The sequence below is a fragment of the Flammeovirgaceae bacterium SG7u.111 genome (assembly GCA_034044135.1).
Classification (GTDB): domain Bacteria; phylum Bacteroidota; class Bacteroidia; order Cytophagales; family Flammeovirgaceae.
On sequence record CP139021.1, the window covers coordinates 6,507,005 to 6,519,994 of the forward strand.

General features: G+C 39.9%; 9 protein-coding genes. 4 read left to right on the forward strand and 5 right to left on the reverse strand.

Going from position 1 to position 12,990, the window contains the following annotated elements; all coding sequences use genetic code 11:
• Positions 1-101 precede the first annotated feature (101 nt).
• The 4 genes from R9C00_25190 to R9C00_25205 all read left to right on the forward strand — a co-directional run bounded on the left by R9C00_25190 (position 102) and on the right by R9C00_25205 (position 3,935).
• Positions 102-878: a hypothetical protein gene (locus R9C00_25190; protein ID WPO34993.1), complete on the forward strand. Its 777-nt coding sequence runs from the start codon at positions 102-104 to the stop codon at positions 876-878.
• A gap of 705 nt (positions 879-1,583) precedes the next feature.
• The gene (locus R9C00_25195) at positions 1,584-2,123 is read left to right on the forward strand and encodes a hypothetical protein (protein WPO34994.1); all 540 of its coding nucleotides are present in this window, start codon (positions 1,584-1,586) and stop codon (positions 2,121-2,123) included.
• 116 nt (positions 2,124-2,239) lie between these two features.
• The gene (locus tag R9C00_25200; protein ID WPO34995.1) at positions 2,240-3,112 is read left to right on the forward strand and encodes an AraC family transcriptional regulator; all 873 of its coding nucleotides are present in this window, start codon (positions 2,240-2,242) and stop codon (positions 3,110-3,112) included.
• A gap of 67 nt (positions 3,113-3,179) precedes the next feature.
• Complete coding sequence (locus tag R9C00_25205; protein ID WPO34996.1) at positions 3,180-3,935, forward strand: MBL fold metallo-hydrolase; 756 nt, start codon at positions 3,180-3,182, stop codon at positions 3,933-3,935.
• Between the two features lie 65 nt (positions 3,936-4,000).
• Here the strand turns inward: R9C00_25205 and R9C00_25210 are convergent, their stop codons facing one another.
• From R9C00_25210 to R9C00_25230, 5 genes are all read right to left on the reverse strand, one after another.
• The gene (locus R9C00_25210; protein ID WPO34997.1) at positions 4,001-5,578 is read right to left on the reverse strand and encodes a glycoside hydrolase family 32 protein; all 1,578 of its coding nucleotides are present in this window, start codon (positions 5,576-5,578) and stop codon (positions 4,001-4,003) included.
• Positions 5,579-5,646: 68 nt separating this feature from the next.
• Positions 5,647-7,380, reverse strand: a complete 1,734-nt coding sequence (locus R9C00_25215) for a RagB/SusD family nutrient uptake outer membrane protein (GenBank protein ID WPO34998.1) — start codon at positions 7,378-7,380, stop codon at positions 5,647-5,649.
• Positions 7,381-7,435: 55 nt separating this feature from the next.
• On the reverse strand, positions 7,436-10,573 hold the full coding sequence (locus tag R9C00_25220; GenBank protein ID WPO34999.1) for a TonB-dependent receptor: 3,138 nt from the start codon (positions 10,571-10,573) through the stop codon (positions 7,436-7,438).
• 51 nt (positions 10,574-10,624) lie between these two features.
• Positions 10,625-11,518, reverse strand: a complete 894-nt coding sequence (locus tag R9C00_25225; protein ID WPO35000.1) for a carbohydrate kinase — start codon at positions 11,516-11,518, stop codon at positions 10,625-10,627.
• A 16-nt stretch (positions 11,519-11,534) separates the two neighbouring features.
• Entirely contained in the window at positions 11,535-12,896 is a 1,362-nt protein-coding gene (locus R9C00_25230; GenBank protein WPO38793.1) for a sugar porter family MFS transporter, read from the reverse strand.
• Positions 12,897-12,990: the final 94 nt, after the last annotated feature.

Consider the following 12,990-nt stretch of genomic DNA (forward strand, 5'->3'; position numbering starts at 1 on the left):
TATATAAGGGTATAAGAACTTTTAAAAGAGACTTCTAAAAAGTTCTTTATTGAATAACATAAATGTGCCATTAAACAGCTTTAGATCACTCAAAAAATACAATGAAATCAAAATACCACTTTATCTATCTTTCAATAATCTTAATTCTTTCCACCCTTCTGTTAAAAGAATATTGGATGTATTTTCAGGTAGAAAAGAATATTGAAGAAGCAGGAAATTTATTCTTCCCTGAAAAAAGCACATTGACCGATGAACAGCTTATAGGTTTATATGAAAACGTTAAAGCTGATATTGAAGAAATCAAATCACCTTTTAAAAACTGTTTCAATGTAGAGCATGTATCAATACTCAATGAAGATGTCTCATTATCAATATTTTCAAAATCTTTAATCGAAAACCCAGAATTATTCCATAACACTCCAAATTTCAATCTTGGTATGTTAGGTATTGAAGAAAATATTCAAATAAATGTAATTGATGATAGCCTCGTAATCTCAACAAATGATTCTACTCTTATTTCTACAATTGATTGGAGAGTTGAATTTTACTATAATGAGCTCATTGAGGAGTTTTCAAATTTTCTTCTAGATCAAAAAATATCGATAGACAAAATTATTGAACAGCTTAATAGAAGTAACTTATATGCTGTCAAGTCTCTGCCTATAGCTAATTCTAACGAGCTCCTTCTTTTCTATATAGGCGACGATAATGGTAATCATTTTATTTTTATGGAAAACTATCAAATTATAGCTCAAGACTTTCCTCCAGAAGAAGATATAGCAATTGAACAAACATTTTATCAGATCCATGTTATTAACAATAAGGCATTTTTAACCCCTACTGGAGCCGAAGCTAGTATTATTAAGTTAAATGAGTAAAACCGATAGTTTGGTAGTCGCAACAAAGAAGGAGTTTGAAGCGTAGATTGCCATTTTTTTTACATTCAATCATTTTAAAAATGATTCTATTCAAATCCCTTCTAAGTAAGCTTTTAAAGCAAAATACAACACCACTACTAAAAATAAGGCTCTTCTTCATTCACAAAGGCACAAGAACTTTTAAAAGAGATTTTTAAGAACCCACCCCTCCTCCAAACCGTATATATCACCAATTAGCACTTTATTTTTTTTACTTAAAACACAAACAAATGGGGTTTGCAGGAGATGGCTTTAACAGAAGTCGCCAAAATAGGGACTTATTGAGGGACAAAGTGGACAAGTATTTTAAAAGGGCAAGCCCGAAGAACAAAAGTACTGGCAAGTTGAAAGTCAAACCAACTGACCCTAAAAAAATACGAGAAATAACAGAAAACATTCAAAAACAAGAAAGAGCAGCAGTTATAAAAATCCTATCTACTTTGGCTGTTATAGTGATATACTTCTTCGTGATACAAAAGTTTCTTAGTTGACAATCGTATAAAACTAGTCCGCAAATTCCTTTTCAGAAATATTCCCACACCCTAGAAGTAGAACACACTCCTTGTCAACACTCAGCCTCTTGAAAAGAAGAAAGAAAACAAGCAATACGATCAAAAAGAAACTGTTTTACCATCAAGTTAAACAGACTTTAGCACATCATAACCAATGAAGAAACCTCTATTTTTTTTAGCAGTTACAGGTTGGGTATTAGGGCTCACGGTTCATTTGCTTTCCGTCGCAAATATCGATCTTACGGAAAAAGCCCCCTATGTCTGGCTATTGCATATTGGAATTTTTGCCGTTTGGCTGCCAGCTGTCCTCGAGCTGCGAAACAACAAAGAATTCAAAAAATACAGAGACGAGGCTACGAACGACAGCATGAACCCGGTTGCCTTCTACAAACTTATTTTTAGCAAAACCCCTACTTGGTTTGCCATACTTGCCTTAGGTGGATTTGCCTATGCCATGATAAACTTTATGCTGTTCATAACCTCCCAAGCCGGTGTTCCAGACATTCAGGAGGGGCAGTATGTATTGCATAATCATGGCGAAATCCTCAGAACGATCACCGAACAAGAGTACCACCACTACAAGGCAAATGAGGTGAGAGGCTTTTCGGGGCATTGGATGGCTTTTTATGGAATGGCCGCAGCTATTTTGTTCCCTTTCAAAAAGAGAGGGAATACATCTTCACAAAATAAGTAGAAAAAGCTTATTACACCTCTTCAGGATTTTCTACCAAAGCCCTGCTCTCACTCAGCACCTTACAAACAGATTGTTTTTATCTTTGCACAACCGCTTAATTCAAGAAATTGTAGACAATGATGAAGTATATCAAGTTCAACAAGACGCTTTGTGGAGTAGACTTTCTTTTGAATGTAATTGAGATAAGAGAAGAAAAGGCGAATAAGATTCCTAAAATGGTTCATGCAGCGGACTTTTTCCAAATTATATTTGTGAGAAATGGAAAAGGAACTCTTATGCTAAACAACCAACGGATTACTTCTGTTAAAGGATCGATCTTGTTTATTTCCCAACATCAAAAACATCAATGGATTAGTAATGAGGAACACTTTCACATCCAAGTGCTCGTATTCCAAGAAGATTTTTTGAATGAATACTTCTCCGATAAATACTTCACTTTTCGCCTACTATATTTTTATCAAACCCAATTCTCGTTACGTCTACAACTGGTAGAACCTTTATTTGATGGGCTATTAACCAAATTGAATGAAATAAAGGCAGAACTTTGTAATACTAAAAGTGATAGTGTCCATCTCATCAGGTCTGTCTTATATTATGTGCTTATCCTACTAAATAGAGAATATGCTAAGAGCAATAATATAAAAACAGCTATTGCACTAAACAACATAGCTTATCAATTCAGAAAATTAGTGGAAGAGCATATTTGTGCCAAACAAAGAATTGAAGACTATACAGAACTAATGAAAATTAGCCGAATCTCTTTGAACAAGGCTGTAAAAGAACAGTTTAATGTAACAGCCTCAGATTTTATAAAAGCCCGGCTACTACAGGAAGTAAAGGCTCTATTGATTTTTAGTAATTTATCGATAGCCGAAATTGCCAATAAGCTCCATTTTTCCGAACCGAACCATCTTACTCGGTTCTTTAAGACTAGGGAGGGCCAAAACCCTACTCAATTTAAAATAGATTATCAAAATGGTAGCCATTGACCCAACTTTGGTAGCACCCAACACTGTCAAAAGCCTCTATTTTGCATAAAACAAAACACGATTAATTATGCAAAACATAGAAATCCAACTCATCAGAAATGCTACACTCAAAGTAACATATGCAGGGGAAACCTTTTTAGTAGACCCCATGCTTTCTTCCCCAAAAAGCTTTCGATCTTTTGTCAAGCCCGAGGAAAACCTGAATCCCACGGTAGATCTACCATTTCCTACTGAGAAAATAACCCAAGGAATAACAGCGATATTATTGACACATTCTCATCCCGACCATTTTGATCCTGCCGCAATGGAAGCCTTGCCTAAAGACCTTCCTTTTTATATGCAACCACCGGATTTAGCATTGGTGAAAAATGCCTCTTTCACTAAAGTAGAAACCATACATACATCAACAATATTTGAGGGTATTACCATTACTCGTACCGGTGGAAAACACGGGCCTAAAGAAATTTTAGAACAGCTTGGTCAAGTTTCCGGCTTTGTGCTGCAAGCGATAAATCACCCCACTATCTATATCGTTGGCGATTGTCTGTGGGATGATGAGATAGAAAACAACATTAAAACTTATCAACCTGATATTATCATCACCAACTCTGGTGGAGCAGTTTTTATGGGAAAATACAGGATTTTGATGGATGAGAAAGAGACGATAAAAGTAGCCAAAACAGCACCTAAAGCAAATATAATCGCCGTGCATCTCGAATCATTAGATCATTGCCAGACCACCAGAGAAGTACTCCGCACAAAAGCAGCAAAAAAAACATTGAATATTCTTGTGCCTGAAGATGGGGAAGTGATAAAAATGTAATACTATATTAAGCTTTGGCTAAAACTATTATGTTAGCCAAAGCTCAAAAAATACTTTCCAGTAGGCTACTCCACTTTTTCCCAAATAGAATTCACTTCATTATAGGAAAATCCGTTTATTTTCACTTCGCTATCGGCTTTAAAAGATACTTGGGTATATGGACTTTCGGGAAAGATCAATTCTGTAAAAACATACCTCCCATCGTTGATAAAGATCTCCACCGAAGCAGCATCTATAAATACTTCAATATTTTGCAACTCGAAACCTTCTTTCAAGTCTAGCTGGTGTATATCAGCAAAAGCAGGATGAAAATCTACTAGCCCAGATTGGCTTCTATCGGTGATCAACTGCTGCGAATCCAGGTCTACGATCAACTTGAAGCGTTCCTTTTCATTTCCCATTATCATTTCTAGGCGGCGAGCATCACCCATGCTTGCATTAAAAAAGAAATGCGCGGTTTCTGCCAACTCCAACCCATCTACCGTGTCTATTCCTGCAAATTCAAAATCTTCAATTAATTGAGCAGACCGCATGATATTGCCCAGTTCTTTCACAGGTTTTTGAAGTAAGTAATTATCAACTGTAAGGTTGAGTGTCCTAGGAATGGTCATCGCACTTCGCCAGTCGTAGGTGGGAACAATGTTGGCATATTGCCAGTTTGATAGCCAGCCTAAAAATAGCCGCCTTCCATCTTCCTCGGGGATATCCGACCAAGTTACGCCGGCATAATTATCCGCACCGTAATCTATCCAGCGAATAACGGTATCGGCAGGAGTAAAAGTTTTGCCATCAAAGTCTCCCACAAAATATTGGGTAGCCGAACCGCCTTGTGGGCCGCCCGGGTTTATGCTCAGGAAGGTCACCCATTTTTCATTTCCCTCGCTATCGACCATAGGGAACATATCGGGACATTCCCACACGCCACCGTGAGCACCAATGTTGTTTCCAAAATCGCTTTCCAACGTCCAATTCTTCAGGTCAGGGGAAGAATAAAAACTAATATGATCTTTCACCGCCAAAGTCATGATCCATTTCTGCTGAGGCTCGTACCACCTTACTTTTGGATCTCTAAAATCCCAAATACCCGGGTTTTTTAACACAGGATTTCCTTCGTATTTGGCCCAGCTTCGCCCTTTATCGGTTGAATAAGCAATGCCCTGCGTCTGGTGCTCAACAACACCGGCTTTTTCTTTTTCCATGTCATGATAGGTAAAAATAGCCACCAACGGAGGATTGGTTTCTGTCCCAAAACCTGAGGTGTTTTTCCAGTCGACTACGGCAGATCCAGAGAAGATCATCCCAAGGTCATCGGGGTAAAGCGCAATGGGCAAATTCTCCCAGTTTACCATATCGGGGCTCACTACATGCCCCCAGTGCATCGGTCCCCATACATTGCTGTCGGGATAATGCTGATAAAAAAGATGGTATTCCCCTTCGTAATACACCATGCCATTAGGATCGTTCATCCACTGCTGGGGAGGGGAAAAATGGTATTGTGGACGGTATTGTTGTTGGTAATTAGGAGCTTCGGCTACGAGTTGCCCTTTCGACTCCGTATCTGTTTGCTGTGTTTCGCAACTGAGCAGCGAAATGCCCAAAAGCATAATAAGGAGACAAATACTTGAATGGTTTTCAGTTTTCATATCGTCATTCTTTTATAAAAAAAGTACTTAAAAATAGCCCAGTACAAGATAATGGGCTATTTGGTCAGTTAATAATTAGGGTTTTGTTCATATAACCCTTTTGTAAGGTCGATTTCTCTTTGAGGAATTGGGAAATATTCATCCCTACCTTTCGTAAAACTAGCTTGAGAAAGATATGCCCTACGTTTTTTTTCCACTTCAAGATAACCATTTAGCGTTTCGGCCGCAATTCCCCACCTTACCAAATCGAAAAACCTTGGGCTCTCCATCGCAAACTCTAACCTCCGTTCCCATTGTAAAGCAATTCTGGCATTTTCTTGTGTCCAATTGATATTCACCCCGTCTTCATACTCCGAAATACGGTAATTTGATGGGTTGCTACCATCAGCATATTTCAGCCTTTCGGTACTTTGCTGCGCCCTAGCCCTTACTTGGTTGATAAGCGGCAACGCTTCACTATGTCTTCCGAGTTCGATCAAAGCTTCGGCTTTCCAAAGCAACACGTCCGCAAAGCGTATGATATCAATATTGACCGAACTTCCATAAAATGGCCCTACTTTACTAAAACACGGGCAATCTGATGCCTGCTGTTCTTTCATGTTCCCAAATCCGCCATACAATGCTGGCACTCTTTCCCAGCTATGGTCATACAAAACATCTGGTTGGTATTTGAAAGGATGACCTTGGATACCTACCGTATGGTCTAGGCGTGGATCAACACCATTCGTCATGAAATCTTCCGGCTCAACCATTGACTCTTCGTTGAATGTATCGAACATCGGTATTCCATTATCATCTGTTTTAAATGCATTGACCATGTTTTGACTAGGGATATGAAACCAGCAGCAGCCGTATTGTGGCGCCAAACTGTAATTCAAACTCGTTGACATACTTAAACGCCCGATGTCAGTACCGTCATCAATAGAATATTGAATGGCATAAATTGACTCAGGACCATTGTCATATCCTACTAGAAAATTCTCGGCAAAATCAGGCTGGAGAGTGTACTTACCTGAGTTGATTACATCATTAGTCAACCTCACTACTTCATTCAATCGTGAAGCATTGATCCCTATTACAGTATGAGATTCGTCTTGTTCGTACGCTTGGTATAACCTCACCTTAGCCAAATAAGCTTTCGCTGCCAGTTGATTTGCCCGACCAACTTCTGACTGTGTTTCTGGAAGGTTATCCACTGCAAATTGGAAGTCTTCGGCTATTTTATCCCAAAGTTGATCATTAGTATATTCTGTATTGGAAACCAGCGCTCTCTCATCATCTGAAATAGTCTCTTCAATATAAGAGATTTTTTTGAAAAGCATTTTTAACATAAAATGGCTGTGCCCTCTCAAAAAACGCATTTCTCCTTGGCGAACAACCTTTTTTGAGAAGTCATTGTCAGAAACCTCATTTAAAACTGACAAGGCATAATTGGCTCTTGAAATAGCTTTGTAAAAATTTTCCCAAGTAGTTGGCGCCAAAATTGGGTCAGACTGAGAGGCTTGTGTCAGGTTATATTGTTCGTACTGGTTAAGTACCCCAACATCATCAACACTGCCCCCTCCTTTATAAGCATCGTCGGAACGAACACTTCCATACATCCACATGCTGGTGATAGAGCCATTCCAAAAGTCATTGCCCGTACTTGCATAGGCTGCAGTTACCAAACCATCAATATTTTCAGGGGTAGAAACATCACTTGACGTAAGCGAGCCTTTTGGCTGAAAATCAAGATGTTTCTCACAAGAAGTCACAAACAAAAAGCTTAAAGTTATGAGCGAGGAATATATATATGTTTTCATTATTATTTCTTTTTGAAATTAAACATCGGGGTGTTTGATCGGGAATGAAACTAGATTAATTGAATACTGCATTTACTCCAAAAGTGAAAGAAGTAGGCACAGGTATCAGATCAAAATTGGAGACTTCAGGATCAGCCCCTTGGTAATCTTTGCTTTTGATCCACATCAAATTTTCACCCATCACAAATACCCTCAAACTCTCCAAATGTATAGGTTGAAGCATGTTTGTTGGGAAGCTATATCCTAACTGAATATTCCTCAATTTGAAATAGGAAGTGTTGATATTGAAATAGTCAGAAGTACGGGTTTCATTATTGACATCCACTAGCGTAAGCATAGGTATATCCGAGTCCATATTTTGCGGAGTCCACGCATCCAACACTCCAGAGCCCATATTTTCCCTTACCCTCAAAAAGTTATTCCAGAAGATGTATGGTTCGAAACCAGATCTGCCCCCAACACCTGACCCGAAGACAGAAAAATCAAAGTTTTTGTAAGCAAGGTCTATCCTTATACCGTATTCAAATCCAGGTAACGTAGTTCCCAAATAATCTTGGTCAAGAGCATTGATCACTCCATCGTTATTCAAATCCACATATTTGATTCGCCCAACTCCTGCTCCCACTTGTTCAGCATGGGCATCAACCTCTGCCTGATTTTGGAATAGGCCATCGGTTTTGTAACCAAAGATGGAAAGCTCGGACTGGCCTAAGATTGTTTTCTCGGAATTTCCAGGAAATGCAGTTCTTACTTCTTCAGGAAGCTGAGTGATTTTATCGCGATACCTGCTGAGATTTCCATTTATTCCGTAGCTAATACCATTGTCTAATGTATTGCGATAATTCAAAACAAATTCCCAACCTTTATTGGTCTTGGTGGCACCGTTTACCCATTTTATTTTTCCTTCACCAACGGCAGATGCCAATGGTGGTTGTAACAAAATATCATAGGTTTCCCTAGTAAAATAATCAAAAGACCCAATCAATTTATCGTTCCAAAAACCAAATTCAACACCTACATTCACCTCTTCGGTGGTTTCCCATTTCAGATCAGAGTTTGCACCCTGCACAGAAACAAAGCCAGAGGGGAGGCTTCCTGAGTTTACTCCTCCCAAATCATAAGCAGTACCTACATTGAGCCACTGCCCTGGGAAGTCTACACCATTGTTAAAGCGAGTGCCATACCTAGGCTCGTACAAACCTAACCTTGCTACGTCTCCTATTTCTTGGTTACCTACTCTACCTACACCTGCCCTGAGCTTCAGGTTAGAAACCGCGGTCATGTTTTGCATAAATGGCTCATTGATCACCCTCCAACCTACCGTGGCCGCAGGGAAGAAACCATATTTATTATCCTCTCCAAATCGAGAAGAACCATCTCTACGTAGGGTCACGGAAGCAAGGTACTTATCATCAAAAATATAATTAACCTTACCAAATTGAGCCAGCAACCTGCTGCCTGTTGCCCTACCAAAATTAGTATTTCTCCCTGTACCTGAACTTATGTAAAAGAAATCTTCTGTTTGTTGAGCAAAACCTTCTCGGTAGGCACCAAATTCTTCAGAGTCATTCCAAATAGCTTCTACACCCGCCAATACGTTAATCCTACTTCTTCCCAGCTCTACTTCGTACTGCAATGTATTTGACCAAGTTAAACCCAGAAAGTCACTATTAGTGCGGTTAAGGCTATTTACATCCCTACCCAAAAAACCTTCTTGAAAAGTGACGTTGATGTCTTTCATGGAAACATTGGAATAGTCAATACCTATATTTGACTTAAAAATTAAGTTTTCAATAGGTTCTATCTGTACATATGCATTTGCAAAAAGAGATTTACGGTTGGTATTATCCCAACGGTTGATATATTGCATGTGCGCTGGATTGTTCCTATCAGAATAGCCCGCCCCAACTGGCCCAGCAAATTCTCCATCGGCAGTATATACAGGGATAGTTGGGGCAAGTGTGATCGCAAGGAATGGAACTGGAGCTCCTCCCAAGTCATTGGACTCCAATGTTTCATTAGAGGTCACAAACTGAGAGTTGACTCCAATTTTCACTTTGTCATCTAGAAACTTGGTGTTAGCATTGATACGAGCACTATACCTTTCATAACCCGTATGCACCAACACACCCGAGTTGTTTACATAACCTAGGTTAATCAACAAACCACTTTTATCGTTTCCCGCTGTTAGGGTCAGGTCATTGGCAGTCACATACCCTGTTTCATAAGTTGCATCTTGCCAATCGGTATCTCCAACAGGCACATTCGGATCGCCCCCTACAAATGGTTGTACCGTAACGCTATTTAGGACAGGGTTGTTGAAATCGTTATTCCAATCATAAGTGTATATAGCTGAATGCTCTGCTGGATCCGTACCATCATTAACCGAACCTTGCCAAAGCGCCCTACCTCTGTCTTCTGCGTTCAACATATCCAAACGTTGGGCTTTTGTGTTTTGGATGGAAAAGGTAGAGTTGAATGCAACACTAACTTTGTCACCGCTTTTCGAAATCCCATCTTTGGTGGTAACGACAATCACTCCATTAGAAGCCCTTGAACCATAAATAGAAGCGGCTGAGGCATCTTTTAGTACTTGAACCGACTGGATGGTACTCGGGCTTAAACTTTGGAAAACCTCAGACCTTTTGGTAGGAACACCATCAATTACATACAGAGGATCGTTGTTGCCCAAGGTATTGACACCCCTGATAAGTATTCGACTATTTCCTCCTGTTGGTGTACCCGTTTTTTCAACCAATAGTCCTGCTACTTGCCCTTGCAACGCTTGCATAGGATTGCCCGAAGAATTATTTTTGATAGGCTTTAAGTCTACCACGGCAACCGCTCCTGTCACATCTACCTGCCGTTCTGCTGTATAGCCTGTTACCACAACCTCTTCTAGTTGGGAAATATCTTCTACCAAAGAGATATTAATCTCAGTTTGGCTACCAACTTCGACTTCTTGTGCTAGCATACCTACATAAGAAAAAACAAGTGTAGCTGAAGGATCGACCTGTAAGGCGAAGTTGCCATCAAGATCGGTCACAGTACCTCTGGCAGTACCTTTTACGAGTACAGATACTCCTGGGATAGGGCTTCCGTCATCGGCAGTCACTACCCCTTTTACAGTAAATTGAGCCCATGCTAAAGGCGAAAGCGCCATAAGCATGAAATAAAGTAAGACTGATTTCATTTTCATAAAGTTTATGTTAAAAAGAGATTCTAATGAGAGCTTATTTGTAGGTTACTCGTTCATCAAAGCGGTTATATCTTGCTCTTTGATGAGAGGGTTTGCACCCTTGAAAGTAGAGACTACAGCACCAACAGCACATGCAAACTGAAGGCGTTCATAAGGGTATTTTTGTTCCATCCATTTGGTGATATAGGATGCCAGAAAAGCATCGCCTGCACCAATAGTATCTTCCACCTCTACAGGAAATCCATATTGTTTGTAGATTTGTCCGTCTTCCAAAAGCCAAGCGCCTTTTTCCCCACGAGTAAGGCAGATGGTATTTATGCTGAATTGTTGTTGTAAAAAAAGGAGCTGTTCTTCTTCTTTGCCAAAAAAATCTAGCCAACTACACAAAAGTGAAAGTTCATCGTCATTGACCTTTACCAAATCGGCTTTTGCCAATACCTGTTGGATGAATTCCTTCTCATAAAATGGACTGCGAAGATTCACATCAAAAATGTTGAACTTGGATACTTCCAAAAAAGCAAGGAGCGATTGCCGCGTTACTTCATCTCGACTGGCTAGGCTACCAAAAACAAAAGCATCGGCTTCTTTCACTAGTTGTAAGTTTTCTTCGGTTACTTCAATGAAATCCCATGCGCAAGGCGTGTCAAATACATATTTCACATTTTGCCGATCATCGGCAATTACTTGGACTTTGCAGGTATCATGAAAAGGATCGACTTGCAAAAAAGTGGTATCAAGAAATCGGCCATTAAGATAATTTTCAAGCTCTTTTCCAAGTGGATCGAGCCCTACTCTGCTTATTAGAGAGACACGTGTACCAAGGTTTTGCAAATGGGAAGCCACGTTCATAGGGGCACCTCCTGGCGTTCTTCCTTCAGGTGCAACGTCCCATAAAACTTCACCAAAGCATACAATATTCCCATATAGGCTATTTTTCATCGTAAAAAATTTTAGGTTAAAAATTTTGTCCTACCACTATTGCTGGCTCTTCCTCTTGTTCTGTAATTCCCAGCTCCAGTTGTTCAAGGGATTTCCCCTTGGTTTCGGGCATGAGTTTCCAAACAAAAAGGAGTTGCAATACCATCATGAAAGAAAAAATAAGAAAGGTATTCCCCCCTCCTAGTGTACTGGCAATGTAGGGGAAGGAAAAGGCAATGATGGCGGCAAAAAACCAATGGGTAAAACTTCCCAATGACTGCCCTTTGGCCCGCACTTGGTTGGGAAATATTTCCGAAATAAATACCCATATAACAGCTCCTTGCGAAAAGGCAAAAAAAGCGATGAAGGCGAATAGGTAAATAGGAACAGCTATGCCAAATGTTTGAGTGTAAAAGGCATGTGCAACCAAAGCTAGCGTCACAATCAGCCCTACAGAACCTACATACATAAGTTTTTTCCTACCGTATCTGTCGATCAGGTTCAGCCCGATTAGGGTAAATACGAAGTTGACGGCACCCATGCCTGCAGAGGAAAGCAAAGCCGATTTCGTCCCTAAACCAGCCATTTCAAATATTCGGGGGGCGTAGTAAATAATAGCGTTGATTCCTGAAAATTGGTTGAAAGTGGCAAATAGTACTGCTAGAGTAATGGGAAGTGAATATTTTTTCGAGAAGAATTTTTCTCTGTGATTGGCTATTTCATGGTATTTGGAAGTTAAGATTGCCCGAACTTGCTCCTCCGAAGTTGCGCTATCTATGATTTCTAGCGTCAGCTTTGCTTCTTCCACTTTTCCTTTCTTCACTATCAACCAACGAGGACTTTCTGGCACAAAAAGGATGGAAACAAGAAATGCAAATGCAGGGAAAACTTCTACTCCTAACATCCATCTCCAAACTCCATTTCCTCCACCACCTATTAGATAATTGGAGAAGTAAGCGATAAGGATTCCAAAAACGATATTGAACTGGAAAAGAGCTACTAATTTGCCTCTTTTATTTGCGGGGGAAATTTCTGAAATATACATGGGGGCCGTAACAGAAGAAGCGCCTACTCCCAGCCCACCTAAAAACCGGAAGGCTAAAAAAGAGTACCAATCAAAAGCTAAGGCTGAGCCTAAAGCTGAAATGAAATACAATGCCGCAATCCAAAACAAGGTTGGTTTTCTTCCTAATGTATCAGAAGGTATTCCTCCGAGCATAGCTCCTATTACAGTGCCTATTAAAGCGATTGAAACAGTGAGCCCATGCTCGAATGCGGTGAGTTCCCATACTTTTTGGATTGCTTTTTCCGCTCCTGATATTACTGCCGTGTCGAAGCCAAATAAGAAGCCACCAAGGGCTACGGTTATTGACCATAATAATACTTTTCCACTTTTCATTTTCATACATGTTTTTGATCGTATCCAAAGGTAATTGGAGCATTACCCGAAACGATTTACACATGTATCAAAATGTTTCAATCTTGTACCATAA